General features: G+C 65.3%; 19 protein-coding genes. 7 read left to right on the top strand and 12 right to left on the bottom strand.

What is annotated here, in order from left to right:
* Positions 1–23 precede the first annotated feature (23 nt).
* Both tyrS and murI read left to right on the top strand, forming a co-directional pair.
* Positions 24–1,223 (top strand): tyrosine--tRNA ligase, encoded by a 1,200-nt coding sequence (gene tyrS, locus P7F68_RS00370; protein WP_277829736.1) that lies wholly within the window; start codon positions 24–26, stop codon positions 1,221–1,223.
* A gap of 40 nt (positions 1,224–1,263) precedes the next feature.
* Positions 1,264–2,076, top strand: coding sequence for a glutamate racemase (gene murI / locus P7F68_RS00365; RefSeq protein ID WP_002938248.1), 813 nt, complete (start codon positions 1,264–1,266; stop codon positions 2,074–2,076).
* A 42-nt stretch (positions 2,077–2,118) separates the two neighbouring features.
* On the opposite strand, the gene P7F68_RS00360 is transcribed toward murI, so the two are convergent.
* The 3 genes from P7F68_RS00360 to P7F68_RS00350 all read right to left on the bottom strand — a co-directional run bounded on the left by P7F68_RS00360 (position 2,119) and on the right by P7F68_RS00350 (position 4,303).
* The gene (locus P7F68_RS00360; RefSeq protein WP_277829732.1) at positions 2,119–2,973 is read right to left on the bottom strand and encodes a sulfurtransferase; all 855 of its coding nucleotides are present in this window, start codon (positions 2,971–2,973) and stop codon (positions 2,119–2,121) included.
* 10 nt (positions 2,974–2,983) lie between these two features.
* Entirely contained in the window at positions 2,984–3,352 is a 369-nt protein-coding gene (locus tag P7F68_RS00355; protein WP_002924517.1) for a SpoIIAA family protein, read from the bottom strand.
* Positions 3,353–3,460: 108 nt separating this feature from the next.
* A complete protein-coding gene (locus tag P7F68_RS00350) occupies positions 3,461–4,303 on the bottom strand; it encodes a DMT family transporter (RefSeq protein WP_277829730.1) in 843 nt (280 codons plus the stop codon).
* Between the two features lie 131 nt (positions 4,304–4,434).
* Here P7F68_RS00350 and glpK point away from each other — a divergent pair, with 131 nt between their 5' ends.
* Both glpK and P7F68_RS00340 read left to right on the top strand, forming a co-directional pair.
* Entirely contained in the window at positions 4,435–5,931 is a 1,497-nt protein-coding gene (glpK, locus tag P7F68_RS00345; RefSeq protein ID WP_277829728.1) for a glycerol kinase GlpK, read from the top strand.
* The gene (locus P7F68_RS00340; protein ID WP_277829726.1) at positions 5,904–7,520 is read left to right on the top strand and encodes a glycerol-3-phosphate dehydrogenase/oxidase; all 1,617 of its coding nucleotides are present in this window, start codon (positions 5,904–5,906) and stop codon (positions 7,518–7,520) included. Before glpK ends, P7F68_RS00340 begins: the two co-directional genes overlap by 28 nt.
* On the opposite strand, the gene P7F68_RS00335 is transcribed toward P7F68_RS00340, so the two are convergent.
* Together P7F68_RS00335 and P7F68_RS00330 are read right to left on the bottom strand one after the other, a co-directional pair.
* Complete coding sequence (locus tag P7F68_RS00335) at positions 7,472–8,803, bottom strand: ATP-binding protein (protein ID WP_277829725.1); 1,332 nt, start codon at positions 8,801–8,803, stop codon at positions 7,472–7,474. The genes P7F68_RS00340 and P7F68_RS00335 overlap by 49 nt on opposite strands.
* A complete protein-coding gene (locus tag P7F68_RS00330; RefSeq protein WP_002924509.1) occupies positions 8,800–9,564 on the bottom strand; it encodes a response regulator in 765 nt (254 codons plus the stop codon). The genes P7F68_RS00335 and P7F68_RS00330 overlap by 4 nt, the downstream gene beginning before the upstream one ends.
* Positions 9,565–9,775: 211 nt before the next feature.
* On the opposite strand from P7F68_RS00330, the gene P7F68_RS00325 reads away from it, so the two are divergent.
* Positions 9,776–10,333, top strand: a complete 558-nt coding sequence (locus P7F68_RS00325; protein ID WP_277829721.1) for a Spy/CpxP family protein refolding chaperone — start codon at positions 9,776–9,778, stop codon at positions 10,331–10,333.
* Between the two features lie 104 nt (positions 10,334–10,437).
* Here the strand turns inward: P7F68_RS00325 and aceA are convergent, their stop codons facing one another.
* The 4 genes from aceA to clpS all read right to left on the bottom strand — a co-directional run bounded on the left by aceA (position 10,438) and on the right by clpS (position 15,277).
* Entirely contained in the window at positions 10,438–11,751 is a 1,314-nt protein-coding gene (aceA, locus tag P7F68_RS00320; protein ID WP_002924505.1) for an isocitrate lyase, read from the bottom strand.
* 328 nt (positions 11,752–12,079) lie between these two features.
* Positions 12,080–12,559: a ribonuclease E activity regulator RraA gene (gene rraA / locus P7F68_RS00315; RefSeq protein ID WP_002938230.1), complete on the bottom strand. Its 480-nt coding sequence runs from the start codon at positions 12,557–12,559 to the stop codon at positions 12,080–12,082.
* Between the two features lie 135 nt (positions 12,560–12,694).
* Positions 12,695–14,968 (bottom strand): ATP-dependent Clp protease ATP-binding subunit ClpA, encoded by a 2,274-nt coding sequence (gene clpA / locus P7F68_RS00310; RefSeq protein ID WP_002938229.1) that lies wholly within the window; start codon positions 14,966–14,968, stop codon positions 12,695–12,697.
* On the bottom strand, positions 14,969–15,277 hold the full coding sequence (gene clpS / locus P7F68_RS19900) for an ATP-dependent Clp protease adapter ClpS (protein ID WP_002924497.1): 309 nt from the start codon (positions 15,275–15,277) through the stop codon (positions 14,969–14,971).
* 391 nt (positions 15,278–15,668) lie between these two features.
* On the opposite strand from clpS, the gene P7F68_RS00300 reads away from it, so the two are divergent.
* Positions 15,669–15,872, top strand: coding sequence for a cold-shock protein (locus P7F68_RS00300; RefSeq protein ID WP_002924494.1), 204 nt, complete (start codon positions 15,669–15,671; stop codon positions 15,870–15,872).
* A 214-nt stretch (positions 15,873–16,086) separates the two neighbouring features.
* Here P7F68_RS00300 and rpmG read toward each other — a convergent pair whose 3' ends face one another.
* From rpmG to radC, 3 genes are all read right to left on the bottom strand, one after another.
* Positions 16,087–16,254 carry a 50S ribosomal protein L33 gene (rpmG, locus tag P7F68_RS00295; protein WP_002924480.1) on the bottom strand — a complete coding sequence of 56 codons (168 nt, stop codon included), beginning with the start codon at positions 16,252–16,254 and terminating at the stop codon, positions 16,087–16,089.
* A gap of 25 nt (positions 16,255–16,279) precedes the next feature.
* Positions 16,280–16,516, bottom strand: coding sequence for a 50S ribosomal protein L28 (rpmB, locus tag P7F68_RS00290; protein WP_002924478.1), 237 nt, complete (start codon positions 16,514–16,516; stop codon positions 16,280–16,282).
* Between the two features lie 128 nt (positions 16,517–16,644).
* Positions 16,645–17,322, bottom strand: coding sequence for a RadC family protein (gene radC / locus P7F68_RS00285; protein WP_002924476.1), 678 nt, complete (start codon positions 17,320–17,322; stop codon positions 16,645–16,647).
* Between the two features lie 66 nt (positions 17,323–17,388).
* Here radC and coaBC point away from each other — a divergent pair, with 66 nt between their 5' ends.
* Positions 17,389–18,591, top strand: a complete 1,203-nt coding sequence (gene coaBC / locus P7F68_RS00280) for a bifunctional phosphopantothenoylcysteine decarboxylase/phosphopantothenate--cysteine ligase CoaBC (protein ID WP_277829704.1) — start codon at positions 17,389–17,391, stop codon at positions 18,589–18,591.
* Positions 18,592–18,630 lie beyond the last annotated feature (39 nt).

The following is an 18,630-nucleotide window of genomic DNA, read 5'->3' as shown; positions in this document are numbered from 1 at the left end:
GAAGGTATTTTTGGAGAAATTGAATGACTGATGTCCAGGCGGCGATCGAGCTGATCAAGCGCGGTACCGATGCACTGCTGATCGAGGCCGAGCTGGTCGAGAAGCTCAAGAGCGGCCGCCCGCTGAGGGTCAAGGCTGGCTTCGACCCGACTGCCCCCGACCTGCATCTTGGTCACACGGTCCTGATCAACAAGCTGCGCCATTTCCAGGAGCTCGGCCACCAGGTCCAGTTCCTGATCGGCGACTTCACCGGCATGATCGGCGACCCCAGCGGCAAGAACACCACGCGTCCGCCGCTGTCCCGTGAGCAGATCATGGAGAACGCCAGGACCTATCAGGACCAGGTGTTCAAGATCCTCGATCCCGAGCGCACCGAGATCTGCTTCAATTCGGCGTGGATGAACGATCTCGGCGCTGCAGGCATGATCCGCCTGGCCTCGCAGCAGACCGTGGCGCGCATGCTCGAGCGCGACGACTTCGCGCGCCGCTATGGCAACAACCAGCCGATCGCGATCCATGAGTTCCTCTATCCGCTGTGCCAGGGCTACGACTCGGTGGCGATGAAGGCAGACGTGGAGTTGGGCGGAACCGACCAGCGCTTCAACCTGCTGATGGGGCGCGAACTGCAGAAGCACTACGGCCAGGAGCCGCAGTGCGTGGTGATGGTGCCGCTGCTCGAGGGCCTGGACGGCGTCAACAAGATGTCGAAGTCGCTCGGCAACTACATTGGCATTGCCGAACCGGCGAAGGAGATTTTCGGCAAGACCATGTCGGTTTCCGACACGCTGATGTGGCGGTATTACGATCTGCTGTCCTTCCGCTCCAGTGCCGAGATCGCGCAACTGCGCGCCGACGTGGACGGCGGGCGCAATCCGCGTGACGTCAAGGTGATGCTGGCGATGGAGTTCGTCGCTCGTTTCCATGGCCAGCGCGCGGCTGACGAGGCGCTGGCCGACTTCGAGGCGCGCTTCCAGCGCAACGCGATCCCCGACGACATCCCGCAGGTCAATGTCAGCGTCGGCGCTGACGGCATGCCGCTGTTCCAGGTGCTCAAGCAGGCGGGGCTGACCGCCACCACGTCCGAAGCGATGCGCATGATCGGCCAGGGCGGGGTGCGCATCAACGGTGAGCGTGCCGAGGACAAGGCGCTGGTCTTGCGTGCGGGAGAAGCGGTGGTGCTGCAGGTCGGCAAGCGCAAGTTCGCGTCGGTCGTGTTGTCGTGAGCCGCGCGTACCGCGCCGTGGCCGCAGCTGGAGCACGCTTTTGAGCAAGCCTGAGGCTGCGCGTCCGATCGGCGTGTTCGACTCCGGGGTCGGTGGCTTGACCGTGGTGCGCGCCTTGATGGAGCGCCTGCCGCTGGAGAGCATCGTGTACTTCGGCGATACGGCGCGCGTGCCCTACGGCGTGAAGTCGGTTGCCACCATCGAGCACTTCACGGCACAGATCACCGAGTTCCTGCTCCAGCGCGAGGTCAAGATGCTGATCATCGCCTGCAACACGATGGCGGCGGTGGCGGCCGAGGTGGTGCATCGCCTCGCGGGCAGCGTCCCGGTGCTGGATGTAATCGAGGCCGGCGCGCGTGCGGCGGTGGCGAGCTCGACGGGGCGCCGCATCGGCGTCATCGGCACGCCGACGACGATCAACAGCAATGCCTACGCTCGGCGCATGCACGAGCTCGACAGTTCGGTGCGCGTGTATTCCCAGGCCTGCCCGTTGTTCGTGCCGCTGGTCGAGGAGGGCTGGCTGGACCACGAGGTGACGCGGCTGACGGCGCAGGAGTACCTGCGGCCTGTGCTGGCGGAAGAGGTCGACAGCCTGGTCCTTGGCTGCACCCACTATCCCTTGCTCAAGCCGCTGTTGCGAGATGTCGCGGGCCCGTCGGTGCGCCTCATCGATTCGGCGGTGACCACCGCCGAACTCGCGGCCGAGCGCCTGCAGCAGGCAGGCCTGATGCGCAGTGCCGGCGCGCGCGCGGGGTATCGGTTTGTCGTCAGCGACGTGCCGCTGCGCTTCCAGACCATTGGCGAGCGTTTTCTCGGGCGCTCGCTCGGCGCGGTGGAGAAGGTCGACTGGTGAAAGATGCGATGTCCGCCCGCCTGCGCAGGCATGGCTTCGGCATCAAGCGCTGCCGCGCGTTACCGGTCGGCTGGGGTCCGCACACCACTCGCTCCACGATCCGGCATACAGGCGCGAGCCGGGCAGGCCTGCCGCCTCCATTGCGAGAGCATTGACGCACGCGGTCACCCCAGACCCGCATTGGTGGACCACCTGTCGCGGTCCGTGGGCGCCGAGCAGCGCGCCGAACTCTTCGCGTAGCACGGACGGCTGCTTGAAGCAGCCCTTGCTGTCGAGGTTGTCGCGAAAGAAGCGATTGATCGCGCCCGGGATATGGCCTCCCACCGGATCGAGCGCCTCGTTCTCGCCGCGGAAACGGTCCGGGCTGCGCGCGTCGATCAGCACCATATCTGCGCTGCCAAGGTGTTCGAGGACGTAGTCGGCGTCCACGCGCTCCGAGCGCAGCGACAGGGTATAGGTACGCTGTTGCGCTTCGGGCAGGGTGCTGTCCAGGGGCTGGCCGAGGCTCAGCCAGGATTGAAGGCCGCCGTCGAGAACAGCCACGCGGTGGTGGCCCAGCCAGCGCAGCAGCCACCACAGGCGGGCGGCGAACATGCCGCCTGCGTCATCGTAGGCCACCACCTGGCTGTGGTTCGAGACGCCGCATGCGGCCAGCCTGGCGGCCAGCCGGGCCGGATCTGGCAGGGGGTGGCGGCCGTTGCGTCCGGTCTTCGTGCTCGACAGGTCGTCGTCGAGGTCGAGGAAGAAGGCTCCCGGCACATGACCATCGAGGTAGGCCTGGTGGCCGAATGCCGGGTTGGCAAGGTCGAAGCGGCAGTCGAACACCACCCAGTCAGGGTCGTGCAGGCGTTGAGCCAGGTCGAGCGCCCCGATCAGGGTCGAATACGACGCGTTCATTGCACGGCGGTCAGGAAGCCGCTTCTGCGGCTGCATCTGCCTCCAGCCAGGCGCGCGCCTCGCCTTCATCGTCGAAGACACGCACCTCGGCATCGACGAAGAGCTGCGAGACCCAGGCGCTCCAGGTCAGCCACTGGTCCTCGGTCAGCACTGCGATACGGCGGAAATCGTGCGCATGCTGGCGCGAGAACTTGATCTCCTCCCAGGCCACGTCGAGGGTGAAGCCTGCCATCTCACGCAGGTCGAAGAGCAGGTCGACCGTGCCGGAGAACTGGATCTTGTAATTGACCAGTTCCTCGAATTCCTTGTAGTCGGCCAGCGTGAATTCGCCGAAGACGGCGACTGCCACCATCTTGTCGGTATGCTCGGTGTTGATCATCACTGCCTCCTTGCTATGGCTCGGGGATGGCTCAACTATAGTCCCGAGCAGGCCCGGGCTCAATCGTGACGGCGCGCGGATGGGGCCTTGCGAGTCTCGCTGCCGTGTTCAGCGCGCCTTGCGGGTGGCGAACGAGATGAGTATGGCGCTCGAGATGATCAGTGCGATCGCCAGCCACGAGGAGGGCGGCATCAGTTCGCCCCAGAAAAGCATGCCGAACAGGCTCGCAAACACGACCGTTGCGTAGCTCAGGTTGGCTGACACCACGGTGCGGCCGAAGCGGTACGAGCGCGTCATTGCCAGCTGGGCAAGGCCGCCGAACACGCCGACGCCGAGCAAGGTCAGCAACTGCATGCCGTCAGGGCGGTGCACGCCGCTGGCCAGGGCCCAGCCGAGGCCGATCAGCGTGGTGGTGAGTGAGAACCAGAATACCGTTCGCACCTCCGGTTCGCCCACGCGTCCGAGCTCACGTACGCTGATGTAGGCGAGGCTGGCGACTGCACCCGAACCCAGGCCTGCGGCGGCGCCCAGCCACTGCGCCGGTTGCAGGGTGGGGCGCAGCAGGATGACGACGCCGGCAAAGCCGACCAGCACTGCAAGCAGGACCGGCCAGCGCAGGCGTTCGCCGAAAAAAGCAGCCAGCAACAGGGCGACGAAGATCGGCGAGGTGTAGTTGAGCGTGACCGCCGTGGCCAGCGGCAGCAAGCCGATGGCGAAGAAGTAGCAGCACAGTGCGAGCGAACCCGACAGGCTGCGCGAGAGGTGCATGCGCCAGTGCGGCGTGGTCAGGCGCTGCCCCTGCAGGGCCGCCAGCGCCACCATCATCAGCATGCTGACTGCGCCGCGGTAGAACACGATCTCGCCGGTCGAGAAGCTGCCCGAGCTGAGCTTCACGCACACGCCCATGCAGGCGAACAGGAAGCAGGAGACGATCATCCAGATGGCGGGCATGGCGGGTGTTGCGCTGCAGCGATACGGTGGCGCATTGAACCATATCGTGGCTTTCCCGGGGTGGTCGCCTTGGCGCAGCGGGGTTAGTCTGTCAGCCAGGGGTGACGGCAAACCTAGCGTGCGGAGGCGACATGGCATATCTCCTTGCCCTGGACCAGGGGACGACGAGCTCGCGGGCGATGGTGTTCGATGCGGGGGGCCGGGTACGCGGCGTGGCGCAGGCCGAGTTCGTTCAACATTTTCCGGCGCCCGACCGCGTCGAACACGATGCCCAGGACATCCTGCGCACCCAGTTCGACTGTGCGCGCGAGGCGCTCGCCAACGCCGGTATCCGGGCCGGCGAGGTGGCGGCGATCGGCATCGCCAACCAGCGCGAGACGACCGTGCTGTGGGAGCGCGCCAGTGGCCGCGCACTGGCGCCGGCAATCGTGTGGCAGGACCGGCGCACGGCCGCCGAGTGCGAACGCCTGCGCGCCCAGGGCTGGGCGGACGACCTGCGCGCGCGCACCGGCCTCGAGCTCGATCCCTACTTCTCGGCGACCAAGCTCGCCTGGCTGCTCGATACGCTGCCCGGCGCGCGTGCGCGTGCGGAGCGGGGTGAGCTGGCCTTCGGTACCATCGACAGCTGGCTGGTCTGGCATCTTACCGGCGGCCGGCTGCATTTGACCGACCCCGGCAATGCCGCGCGCACGCTGCTGTTCAACATCCACACCCTGGACTGGGACCCCGTGCTGCTCGAGCGCTTCCGCATCCCCGCCCCGTTGTTGCCCAGGGTGGTGGCGAGCAGTGGCGTATGCGGCGAAACAGATGCCCGCGTGTTCGGAGCCGCGATCCCGATCGCCGGCATTGCCGGTGACCAGCAGGCGGCGACGATCGGTCAGGGCTGCCTTGCACCGGGCATGGCCAAGAACACCTACGGTACGGGGTGCTTCCTGTTGATGAACACCGGCGCGCATGCAGTGGCCTCGCGCAACCGCCTGCTGACCACGGTGGGCTGGTCGGGGGTCGGGGGGAGCGGGGTCTGCTACGCCCTGGAGGGCAGCGTGTTCATGGGCGGGGCGATCGTGCAGTGGCTGCGCGACGGGCTCGGGATCGTACGCCGCTCGGACGAGGTCGAGGCTCTCGCTGCCAGCGTGGCCGACAGCGGCGGGGTGGTGATGGTGCCGGCCTTCACCGGCCTGGGGGCGCCGTATTGGGATGCGAATGCACGCGGCACCCTGCTCGGGCTGACGCGCGGCAGCGGGGCAGCGCACATCGCACGGGCTGCGCTCGAGGCCATTGCCGCGCAGACCGCCGACCTGGTCGAGGCCATGGCGCGGGACGGTGCCGCGCCCCTGTGCGAACTGCGCGTCGATGGCGGGGCGGCGGCCAACGACCTGCTCATGCAGATGCAGGCCGACCTGCTCGGCGTACCGGTGCTGCGTCCTCGCCTGCTCGAGACCACAGCCTACGGTGCAGCCTGTCTGGCGGCGCTCGGCTGCGGGCTGTGGGCGGATGCCCACGAGATCGAGGCTGGGTGGCGGCTCGACCGTCGCTTCGAGCCGCGTTGGGGGGCGGACCGCCGCGGTGCGGCGCGTGCGCGCTGGGCGCGCGCGGTTACATGCGCGCGCGGCTGGGCGGGGAGCTGAGCGGGGTGGGGTACACGCAGTCGCGCGAAAACGGAGAGGTCTTCGTACGCGCGTCATTGCTCGCCAGGATGAACGCATCGTCGACCTGGGACTTCGTGGTCATCGGCGGCGGTGCGAGCGGCCTCGGCTGTGCACTGGACGCGGCCGCGCGTGGGTACTCCATCCTGCTTGTCGAGGCGCGTGACTTTGCGGCCGGCACCAGTTCGCGGTCGAGCAAGCTCATTCATGGCGGCGTGCGCTACCTGGCCCAGGGCAGGCTGGCGCTGGTGCGCGAGGCGCTCGTCGAGCGCGGGCGCCTGCTGCGCAATGCCGCAGGCCTGGTGCACCCGCTGCGTTTCGTTGTGCCGACGCAGCGCTGGAGCGAGCGGGCGTGGATGGGGCTCGGCCTTGGTCTCTACGACCTGCTCGCCGGCGCCGACGGCCTTGGGCGCTGCAGGCTCATGTCCGCGGCCGATGTCCGCACGGCCATGCCCACCTTGCGCGCGGAGCGGGCGCTGGGTGGCGTTGCTTACTGGGACGCGCAGTTCGACGACGCGGCGCTCGCCGTTGCGCTCGCGCGCACAGCCATCCTGCATGGCGCGCTGGTGCTCAATCACTGCGCGCTCGAATCGTTCGCGCTCGATGGCGGCAGGATAGGCGGCCTCACCGTACGTGAGCGGGAGAGCGGGCGAACGTATCGGCTGGGCGCGCGCGCGGTGATCAATGCCACCGGCGTGTGGTCCGACAACGTGATGCGCATGCTCAGGCCCGATGCGCCGCAGCAGCTGCGTCCGAGCCAGGGCGTCCATATCGTGATCGACGCGGACTTCCTGTCCGGAGCGGACGCGGTGCTCCTGCCGCATACCGATGACGGCCGGGTGGTCTTCCTCATCCCCTGGCAGGGCAGGGTCCTCGTCGGCACCACCGACACCCCGCGTGACGACCTGCCTGAGGAGCCCGAGCCGATGGCGGGCGAGATCGACTTCCTGCTCGAGACGGTCGGACGCTACCTGCGACGCGCGCCGACGCGCGCGGACGTGCGCAGCGTTTTCGTCGGCCTGCGCCCCCTGCTCGGAGGTGGTGCCGTGGCCGCTACCGGTAGCCTGTCGCGTGAGCATCGGGTCGATGTGTCGGAGCACGGGCTGGTCAGCGTCCTGGGCGGGAAGTGGACGACTTACCGCAGCATGGCCGAGCATGCCGTAGACGTGGCCGAGGAGGTCGCGGGCTTCGCCCATCGACCCTCCGTCACCGACAGGCTGAGACTCGACAGCGGTGGGCTGTGGCGGCCAGATATGCACGGGGAGGCGGCTTTGGGGGCTGAGGACGGCGTCTGCGCATCGCCCTTCGTGCCGTCTGCCGAAGAGGTGCGTCATGCCGTGCGAGCCGGGTTGGCGCTTGGGGTGGAGGACGTACTGGCCCGACGCAGTCGCTGCCTGTTCCTGGATGCCGAGGCAGCACGTCGTGCCGCGCCCGGCGTGGCTGCAGTCATGGCGCGGCAGCGGGGCTGGAGCCAGGCCCGTACGGATGCCGAGCGGAGCGCCTTCGAAGCGCTGGCGGCCTGCTACAGGGCGCGCAGCGCCACAGTGGCGACCAGCCCGCCATCGGGGTGATTGTGCAAGCTGACCTCGCCACCCTGACCATGCAGCAGGTTGCGGGTGATGGCCAAGCCGAGTCCGGTGCCACCGGTTTCGCGGTTGCGCGAGGCCTCTGTACGGTAGAAGGCTTCGAACACCTTCTCCAGCTCCGCTTCTGGCAAGCCCGGGCCATGGTCGCGGATGGCGATGGCGACTCTGGCAGAGGCGCCTGATGGGTGTCTGGTGAGTGCGATGTCGACCGTGCCGCCGAACTTGATACCGTTCTCGATCAAGTTCCACAGCGCCCGACGCAAGGCCGAAGGGTTGGCTTCCACACGGACACCGGGCGAGTCGGGGACATTGACCGTCCAGCCCATGTCCCGGGCGTCCTCGGCCAGGGCATGGAGCAGCGGCAGGAGTTCGACGGCTTGTGCCGGTGCGCGTTCGTCCAGGCTGCGGGCATAGGCCAGGCCCTCGCGCACCAGGCCCTGCATCGCGTCGAGGTCTGACTGGATGCGGCTGCGCAGGGCCTCGTCGTCGACCATCTCCGCGCGCAGTCTCAGGCGGGTGATCGGTGTCTGCAGGTCGTGTGAGATGGCTGCAAGAATGCGGGTGCGCTCGGTAACGTGTTCGGCGATGCGCTGCTGCATCTGGTTGAAGGCCGTGGCCGCCTGCGCCACCTCGGTCGGGCCGCGCGTGTCCATGGGCGCGCGTGCGGGGTCTTCGCCGAGTGCGCGCGCGGCGGCGGCCATGCGCGACAGCGGACGGGTTGCGAGACGGACGGCAAGCCATGTCAGCAGGCCGACGCCGACGATGAGCGCAGCCAAGGCTGCGAACAGGCGTCCGGGCTGAGGGGTGTGGAGCGGCGGCGCGGGGGGGATGTTGGGAAGGCGCACCTGGACGTGGCCGCCGTCGCGAAGCTGCAGGCTGACAAGCAGCATCGGGTGCGGTCGGTCGCCCCTGGACACGGTGAGGATGGAGAACGGGCGGTCAGGCATGGCCGTGCGCAGGGCAAGGTGCAAGGGGTGGTCGGTAGCCAGTGACCGCAGTCGATCGTCGCTGACGGGCCGCAGGCTCAGTCGCAGGCGGCGGCGGCCGAACTCGTCGATCCAGCGTTCGCGCTCGGGGGGCGACATGCGGTCGAGCAGGTCGGCCGCGGCAGCTATTTCCTGGGCAATGCCCTCGAACAGGGCGCTGCGTCCGATGCGCTCGCGCTCGCCGACGAACAGCGCAAGGCTGACCGCAAGCACCAGCGTCATGCCCACCAGCCAGATCAGCATCAGGCGGGCGAAGAGGCTGCGCGGCCAAGGCATCTTCATGCCTTTGTGCTCGTCGTGCCGGCGGCGATGCTTACCTCGGTCGCGAGCACGTAGCCTTCGTTGCGCACGGTCTTGATGATGCTCGATTCGCGGGCGTTGTCGCCCAGGCGTTGGCGTAGCCGGCTTACCAGCAGGTCGATCGAGCGATCGAAGATGTCGGCCTCTCTCCCCTGAGTAAGTTCCATCAGTTGGTCGCGCGACAGCACTTTCTGCGGGTGAGACAGGAACACGCTGAGCATCCGGTACTCTGCGCCGGACAGGGGCACCACGGTGCCGTCAGCGTCGACGAGGTGGCGGTTGACCGTATCGAGTTGCCAGTGGGCAAAGTGCAGCGCACGCGCATTGGCGGGAGGCGATGCGTCGAGATTGGGCGGCAGTGCGCGGGTCCGGCGCAGCACGGAGCGCACGCGCGCGAGCAGTTCGCGTGGCACGAAGGGCTTGGGCAGGTAGTCGTCAGCGCCCATCTCCAGGCCGATGATGCGGTCCATGTCCTCGCCGCGCGCGGTCAGCATCAGTATGGGGGTGCCGGCATGCGCCCCACCGCCCGCGCGCAGGTTGCGGCACAGCGTCAGGCCGTCGTCGCCGGGCATCATCACGTCGAGCACGATGAGGTCGATGCGGTGTTGTTCGAGCGCGGCCTTCATCTCGCGTCCGTCGGCGGCAGTGGTGCAGCGCAAGCCCTGTTTCTCGAGGTAATCGGCAAGCAGGTGGCGGATGTCGCGGTCGTCGTCGACGATCAGGATATGGTCTTGCTGGCTCATCTTGGCTTCTCCAATGCGCGCATCTTAAGGTCTCGGGCGCTTCGTTTTGTATCCCAGCGTATCTGCTCCGGCCTCTGAGACATGAGGCTGCAAAACCCCGGTGCCTGGACAAACGCCGCTTACACGCGGGTGCTGTAATGGCTCCGTCGCCCGAACGGATGGGCGCCCTCAGAAGGGCAAGTCCCTTCCCGAACCTGATTGGAGATTAATCATGAAGACCTGGATCAAGAACTCGCTTGCCGCTGCCCTCATCGCGACCGGTGCGCTTGGAACGACCGCCGCCCTGGCCTGGGGAGGCGGGCAGTGCATGGGGGACGGTCCCCGCGGCGGCAAGGCCGGCTGGTCACAGATGGCGCCTGAGCAGATGAAGGCGCGGATGACCGAGCGTGCCGAGCTGCACATGGCTCGTCTTGAGCTTGCACTTGCACTCACCGCAGAGCAAAAGCCGGCATTTGTCACCTTCAAGAACGACATGAAGGTGCGCGCCGAGCGCATGGCAAGCCAGATGGCAGAGCGTCGCGCTACCGAGCCGCCGAAGACGGCGATCGAGCGCATGCAGCGCATGGAAGAGATGAGCAAGCTGCGCCAGGTCGAACTGGCCGAAGCGCGCAAGTCGGTCGAGACGTTCTATGCAAGCCTGAGCGATGCGCAGAAGACCGTTTTCGATGCCGAGTTCGAGAAGATGGGGCGCAAGGGCGAGCGTGGCATGAAAGGGGGCATGCATGGCGGTCCGCGTGACGGTAGCGGCATGGGACCGGGACGCGGCTGAAGATTCGGTCACCCTGCGGCAGAAGCGAGAAGGCCACCGCGAGTGCGGTGGCCTTCTCGTCATGCCTGCCCGGAGCCGCGAGGGCGCCGGGCGCGCACGGCCTTTTAGTGGAACTGCTCTTCTTCGGTCGAGCCAGTCAGCGCCTTGACCGAGGACGAACCACCCTGGATCACGGTGGTGACTTCGTCGAAGTAACCGGTGCCGACTTCCTGCTGGTGGGACACGAAGGTGTAGCCCATTTCGCGAGCAGCGAATTCCGGCTCCTGGACCATCTCGACGTAGTGCTTCATGCCTTCGCCGCGAGCGTAAGCGTGGGCGAACTTGAAGGTGTTGTACCAGTTGACGTGGATACCGGCCAGGGTGATGAACTGGTACTTGTAGCCCAGCGCCGACAGCTCTTCCTGGAAGGAAGCGATCTGCGAGTCGTTGAGGTTCTTCTTCCAGTTGAAGGACGGCGAGCAGTTGTACGACAGCAGCTTGCCCGGGCAGGCAGCCAGCACGGCCTGGGCGAATTCGCGGGCGAAGCCGATATCGGGCACGCCGGTTTCGCACCACACCAGATCGGCGTAGGGGGCGTAGGCCACGCCACGGGAGATGGACTGCTCCAGACCGTTCTTGACGCGGTAGAAGCCTTCCTGGGTGCGCTCACCGGTGAGGAAGGGCTTGTCGTTGGCGTCGTAGTCGGAGGTGATCAGGTTGGCGGCTTCGGCATCGGTACGGGCCAGGATCAGGGTGGGCACACCCATCACGTCGGCGGCGAAACGCGCGGAGATCAGCTTCTCGATGGCTTCACGGGTCGGCACCAGCACCTTGCCACCCATGTGGCCGCACTTCTTGGCAGCAGCCAGCTGGTCTTCGAAGTGAACGCCTGCGGCACCCGCGGCGATCATGTTCTTCATCAGTTCGAAGGCGTTCAGCACGCCGCCGAAACCGGCTTCGGCGTCGGCCACGATCGGCAGGAAGTAGTCGATGAAGCCTTCGTCGCCCGGGTTGATGCCACGCGACCACTGGATCTCGTCAGCGCGCTTGAAGGTGTTGTTGATGCGGCGAACCATGGTCGGCACCGAGTCGTAGGCGTACAGCGACTGGTCCGGGTACATGGTTTCGGAGGTGTTGCCGTCGGCGGCGACCTGCCAGCCGGACAGATACACGGCTTCCAGGCCAGCCTTGGCCTGCTGCATGGCCTGACCGGCGGTGATGGCACCGAAGGCGTTCACGTAACCCTTCTTGGCGCCGCCGTTGACCTTCTCCCACAGCACCTTGGCGCCACGCTGGGCCAGGGTGTACTCGGGCTGCAGGCTGCCGCGCAGGCGGACCACGTCGGCGGCGGTGTAACCGCGCTTGACGCCCTTCCAGCGGGGGTTTTCAGCCCAGTCTTTTTCGAGGGCGGCGATTTGCTGTTCGCGGGTCAGAGTCATGATGCTTCCTTTAGAGAGCAGAAGGGTTCAACCATCGGGGGCCGGCTCAGGCACCGGGCTCCTATCCGGACTGCGGGCGTCTTCGAGGGAGAAAGGGCCGTGCAGATGGAGTGGAAGTATAGGCGGCATTCTGCGCAGCAGCAATATGTCTTATATAAGACATAAGAAAAAAATTTATACTTTAAATACAGTGCGTTGTGATGTATGTTTCGTGATGTGAAAAGAAGATCGGTACAGTGAAATGGGTTCACGTCCGTCCTGTGTTGCGCTGCAAGTCGATTCGAGGTGCTTGTGAGCCGCCTCAGTCAGGAGGCGGCTCACTCAGTGCTCAAAGCAGGGCGTTTGGCGACAGGACGACTCCGTCCTCATCCGCATAGACATGGTGACCGGGTACGAAGGTGACGCCGCCGAAGGTGACGGGGACGTCGACCTCGCCGACGTCACGTTTTACCGTCTTGCGCGGGTGGGTGCCGAGCGCGAATACGCCGAGATCCATCTGGCCGATCGCGGCCGAGTCACGGATGCAGCCGTACACGATGATGCCTGCCCAGCCGTTCTTCACCGCAAGCTCGGCGAGCTGGTCGCCCACCAAGGCGCAGCGCATCGACGCGCCACCGTCTACAACGAGGACGCGGCCGGCGCCGGGGCTGTCCACTGCCTTGCGTACGAAGGAATTGTCCTCGAACAGCTTGAGGGTGGCGATCTGGCCGCCGAACGACTTTCGTCCGCCGTAGGACGAGAACATCGGTGCGACCACTGAAAGCGCGTCGCCGTGGGTGTCGCAGAGATCGGCTGTCTGGATGTTCATGCTAGCTCCCGGGAGAAGTGTCAGGTGGGCGAGGCAGCGCAGGCTGCATTCCGGGCGGCATCATATACAAAAAAGCGAGGCCGCCCCGTTACCGGAGCGGCCTCGCAGTCCTTGCCGAGGGGGCGGCGGTGTCGATCAGGCCGTTGCCGTCTCGGTCTCTTCGAACACGAGCTTCACCTTGTCGTCGTCATCGAGATCGATGGTGACCTTGCCGCCATTGACCAGGCGTCCGAACAGCAACTCGTCGGCCAGGGCGGAGCGGATCGTGTCCTGGATGAGGCGTGCCATCGGCCGTGCGCCCATGAGCGGATCAAAACCCTTCTCGGCGAGCCAGGCCTTGAGCTCGTTGCTGAAGTGGGCCTCGACCTTCTTCTCGTGCAACTGCGCCTCGAGCTGCATCAGGAACTTGTCGACCACGCGCAGGATGATGCCGTTGTCGAGCGCCTTGAACGAGATCATGGCGTCGAGCCGGTTACGGAACTCCGGCGTGAACATGCGCTTGATCTCGTTCATCTCGTCGCCCGCCTCACGTTTGGCGGAGAAGCCGATCACCGATTTCTGCATAGCCTCGGCGCCCGCGTTGGTGGTCATGATGACGATCACGTTGCGGAAATCCGCCTGGCGGCCGTTGTTGTCGGTTAGCGTGCCATGGTCCATGACCTGCAGCAGGATGTTGTAGATGTCCGGGTGGGCTTTCTCGATCTCGTCGAGCAGCAGCACGCAGTGCGGTTTCTTGGTGATCTGCTCGGTGAGCAGGCCGCCCTGGTCGAAGCCGACGTAGCCCGGGGGGGCGCCGATCAGGCGACTGACTGCGTGGCGCTCCATGTATTCCGACATGTCGAAGCGCACCAGCTCGATGCCCAGGGTATAGGCGAGCTGACGGGCAACCTCGGTCTTGCCGACGCCGGTGGGGCCGGAAAACAGGAAGGAGCCGATGGGCTTCTGAGGGTTGCCCAGGCCGGAACGCGACATCTTGATCGCCTTGGCGAGCGCCTCGATCGCGGCGTTCTGACCGAAGACGACGTTCTTGAGGTCGCGCTCGAGTGTCTTGAGTGCGGTCTTGTCGTCATTGGACACGGTTCGGGGCGGAATACGGGCGATCTTGGCGACGATCTCCTCGATCTCGTTCTTGCCGATGGTCTTCTTCTGCCGCGACTTGGGCAGGATGCGTTGCGCAGCACCTGCTTCGTCGATGACGTCGATCGCCTTGTCGGGCAGGTGGCGGTCGTTGATGTAGCGTGCAGACAACTCTGCTGCGCTCGACAGCGCCGAGCTCGAGTACTTGATGCCGTGATGCTCCTCGAAGCGGCTCTTGAGTCCCTTCAGGATCTCGACCGTCTCCGCGACCGAGGGCTCGACCACGTCGATCTTCTGGAAGCGCCGCGACAGCGCGTGATCCTTCTCGAAGATCTGGCGGAACTCGTTGTAGGTCGTCGCTCCTATGCACTTCAGCTGACCCGATGACAGTGCGGGCTTGAGCAGGTTGGACGCGTCCAGCGTGCCGCCCGAAGCTGCGCCGGCGCCGATCAGGGTATGGATCTCGTCGATGAACAGGATTGCATTCGGGTTCTCGACGAGTTGCTTGAGCACCGCCTTCAGGCGCTGCTCGAAGTCGCCGCGATACTTGGTGCCTGCGAGCAAGGCTCCCATGTCGAGTGCGAACACCTGGGCGTTCTCGAGGATCTCCGGCACGCGCCCTTCCACAATGCGACGCGCGAGCCCCTCGGCGATCGCGGTCTTGCCCACGCCAGCCTCGCCGACCAGCAGCGGGTTGTTCTTGCGTCGGCGGCACAGCGTCTGGATGACACGCTCCACTTCCTTCTCGCGGCCGATCAGCGGGTCAATCTTGCCGACCAGGGCCTGCTGGTTGAGGTTCTGAGTGTAGCTGTCGAGGGCGCCGCCTGATTGCTTGTCCTCCTGGTCCTGCTCGGGCGCCTCGCCCTCGCTGCGGCTCTGAGGTGCTGCACCCTGGGGGGGCGCCTTGGCGATGCCATGCGAGATGAAGTTGACGACATCCAGGCGCGAAACGTTCTGCTTCTGCAGGAAATAGACGGCGTGGGAGTCCTTTTCCCCGAAGATTGCCACCAGTACGTTGGCGCCTGTCACTTCCTTCTTGCCGGAGGACTGGACGTGCAGGATGGCGCGCTGGATCACACGCTGGAAGCCCAGGGTGGGCTGGGTGTCGATCTCGTCGCTGCCCTCGATACGTGGTGTGTGCTCGTTGATGAACTCGGTCAGTTCGCGCCGCAGTTCGTCCAGGTTGGCGGCGCATGCACGCAACACCTGCGCGGCCGAGGGATTGTCCAGCAGTGCGAGCAACAGGTGCTCGACCGTGATGAACTCGTGCCGCTTCTGTCTGGCCTCGACGAAGGCCATGTGCAGGCTCACTTCAAGCTCTTGCGCGATCATTCAGTTTTCCTCCATCACGCATGCCAGCGGATGTTGATGCTGACGAGCAAACGAGGCGACCTGCTCAACCTTGGTCGTCGCGACGTCTCTTGGGAAGACGCCACATACCCCCATGCCCTCTCTGTGGACTTGGAGCATGACTCGCGTGGCACGTTCGCGATCCATGCCGAAATATTTCTGCAGTACGAGCACTACGAAATCCATTGGTGTGTAGTCGTCGTTGAGCAGAAGCACCTTGTATAACGGCGGCGGACGGGTGCGCGTCCGCTGCGCCTCCAGGACTAAATCGTCACGTTTCTGGGTACCCATGAAACTCATTCTAATGAAGTCGGGGCAGAGTGCAACAGCCGTATCCAGGGCGGAATCCTGCGCTTCCCGGGGAACCAAGTGTGTGGTTTCGGAGTCACGCGCGAGCACTCGATAGTGCGCCGCGACACCGGTGCAAGTGCATGCAGCGCCTTGAATCTCTGCTGTTGTCCGGTTTTGAATGGGGGTGAGGTTGCTGCGTTGCGCAATCGAATGGGCCTGCAAGGCCGTTGACGCTCCCAGTTCGAATGCGTAAAAGTTTGCTTGCGCACTGGGCTGAAGCTTGTTCCCGAGCGGCATCAGGGGCTTGTGCAGGTCTTTGTCGGCGTCGCAACAGACCGAGGCTGCTTCGGCGTCGCGGTCTAATCAAGCAACTTTGAGGGATTCAAGCAATATGGCAACTGGTACCGTGAAGTGGTTCAACGATTCCAAGGGCTTTGGGTTCATTACACCCGATGACGGGAGCGAGGACCTGTTCGCACATTTTTCCGCCATCAACATGAGTGGCTTCAAGAGCCTGAAGGAAGGCGAGAAGGTCTCCTTCGAGGTCACGCAGGGTCCGAAGGGCAAGCAGGCGTCCAACATCCAGCGCGCTTGAGTTCCTCATGAGCGGAGGTCCGCCAATGGCGAGGAGAGATCCTCGATCGAGGTGGGGAGTGACAGCGAAAGTGTAGTAACGAAAACGGCCATTGCTGATGCAATGGCCGTTTTCGTTGCAGCTGGAGTCGATCTGCCGTGACTTTTCGATCCTGCCGCGGACGGTATGCCCGGCGGCGGATCGCGCCTCGCTGGCTTGCCCGCGAGGCTTGGTCTTACTTCAGCTTCACTTCCTTGTACGGGACGTGCTTGCGCGCGACCGGGTCGTACTTGTTGAACTCGAGCTTGTTCGGGGTGGTGCGCTTGTTCTTGGAAGTCGTGTAGAAGTGACCCGTACCGGCGGTCGATTCCAGCTTGATCTTCTCGCGGATGCCCTTGGCCATGGCGTTCTCCGTTCAGTTCGGTTGCTTACAGCTTCTCGCCGCGGGCGCGAAGCTCGGCAACGACGACGTCGATGCCTTTCTTGTCGATCGTGCGCAGACCGGCGTTGGAAACGCGCAGGCGGATCCAGCGGTTCTCGCCTTCGCTCCAGAAGCGGCGGCTCTGCAGGTTGGGCAGAAAACGACGCTTGGTCTTGTTGTTTGCGTGGGAAACGTTATTTCCCACCATCGGTGCTTTACCGGTCACTTGGCAGACGCGAGCCATACGATGCTCCAGGGAATTCTGATTGCGGAAAACGTGCGAGGATAATGCACGCAGCCATCCAATGGCAAGCCCTGTGAGACAAAAAACGCCGGTTCGATGCGCGCTTACCGTTGCGCGGGGGCGAATACCTACAGCAGGCCGCGTTCAGCGAAGGAGACGGCCTGGCCGTGGGCAGGTACGACGAAATGATCGAGTACGCGGACGTCGACCAGGTCGAGGGCGTCTTTCAGGCTGCGGGTGAGCAATTCGTCTGCCGTGCTCGGCTCGGCGGCGCCAGATGGGTGGTTGTGTGCAAGAACGACCGCGGCGGCGTTATGGGCGAGGGCCAGCTTGACGACCTCGCGGGGATAGACCGAGGTCTGGGTGAGTGTGCCGCGAAACAGATCGACCGCGACGATCAGGCGGTGGCGGGCGTCGAGCAGCATGACGCAGAAGGTCTCGTGCGGCAGATGCCCCAGTCTGAGTCGCAGCCAGTCGCGTACGGCCTGTGGCGAGTCGAACAGGGCGCGCTCGCTCATGGTCTCGGCAAGGGCCCGGCTCGAGAGTTCCATCACTGCCTGCAGTTGGGCATACTTCGCCAGCCCCATGCCGGGCAGGGCCGAGAATTCCGTTGCGCTTGCCGAGCATAGCCGGGTGAGGCTGCCGAAGTGGTTCAGCAGTCCGCGTGCGAGATCGACAGCGCTTTGGCCTGGAATGCCGACGCGCAGGAAGATGGCGAGCAGCTCGGCGTCGGACAGTGCCGCCGCGCCGCGGGCGATGAGTTTTTCGCGTGGGCGCTCGTCGGCTGGCCAGTCGGTGATCGCCATCGTGGGCCGTTCCTCAGGTTGGGTGCTGCAGTATATGTGTATCGGGTTTTATTATAGGCGAATGGCATGATCATGTTGAAGGGTCGAAGGATCGTCGTCGGTGTCACCGGGGGGGTGGCGGCGTACAAGGCGGCCGAATTGGTGCGCCTGCTCGGCAAGGCCGGGGCGGACGTCCACGTGGTGCTGAGCGAGGGCGGGGCCCGCTTCGTGACTGCCGTCACCTTCCAGGCGCTCTCGGGCAATACGGTGTGGACGGACTTGTGGGATGCGCGCATGCCCAACAACATGGCGCACATCGACCTTGGCCGTGATGCCGATGCGATCCTGGTTGCGCCAGCTACGGCTGACTTCATTGCCCGGCTCGCGCAGGGCAGGGCAGACGATCTGATCAGCACCTTGTGCCTTGCACGCGATGTGCCGCTCATCGTTGCCCCAGCGATGAACCGCCAGATGTGGGAGTCTCCTCCTACTCGCCGCAACCTTGCTCAGGTGCGCGAGGATGGCGTCGAAGTGTTCGGCCCTGCCGCCGGCGATCAGGCCTGTGGCGAGGTCGGCATGGGGCGCATGCTGGAGCCCGAGGAGATCGTGGAGCGTCTGGAGGGCTTTTTCGTGCCCCGTGTGCTTGCCGGGCGCAAGGTGGTGCTGACTGCAGGCCCGACTTTCGAGGCGATCGATCCGGTGCGTGGCATCACCAACATCAGCTCGGGCAAGATGGGCTACGCGCTTGCGCGCGCCTGTGCCCAGGCAGGTGCGGAGGTTGTGCTGGTGAGCGGGCCTGTCAGCCTGCCGGTGCCCGCGGGGGTTCGCCGGGTCACCGCAGGGAGTGCCCTGGGCATGCGCGAGCAGGTGTTCGCCGCCCTGCCTGGAGCCGACGTGTTCATTGGCGTTGCGGCCGTGGCCGATTACCGCCCGCTGGAGGTTGCCGAGCACAAGATCAAGAAGAGCGGCGAGACGCTCGAGATTGCGCTGACGCCGAACCCCGACATTCTTGCCGAGGTGGCTGCCAGGCAGGACGCCCCCTTCTGTGTAGGCTTCGCGGCCGAAAGCCGGGACCTCGATGCGTATGCGGAGGGCAAGCGGCGCAGGAAGGGTTTGCCGATGCTGGTCGGCAACCTGGTGAGTGACGGCATGGGCGGTGATGAGAATACCGTGGTCCTGTATGACGACGCCGGCCGCCATCCGCTGCCACGTGCGCCGAAGGCAGAGCTTGCGCATGGGATTGTTTCGCATCTTGCGCGCCTGCTCGATGGCTGCAGACCGCAGGCGTGACCGGCGCGGGGGCTGGGCGGACGGATTTTGTGGTGAATT

It is taken from the genome of Thauera mechernichensis (assembly GCF_029588855.1).
GTDB classification, from domain to species: Bacteria; Pseudomonadota; Gammaproteobacteria; order Burkholderiales; family Rhodocyclaceae; genus Thauera; species Thauera mechernichensis.
The sequence above is the reverse complement of the archived record's forward strand: the minus strand, read 5'-3'. Positions and strand labels throughout refer to the sequence as shown.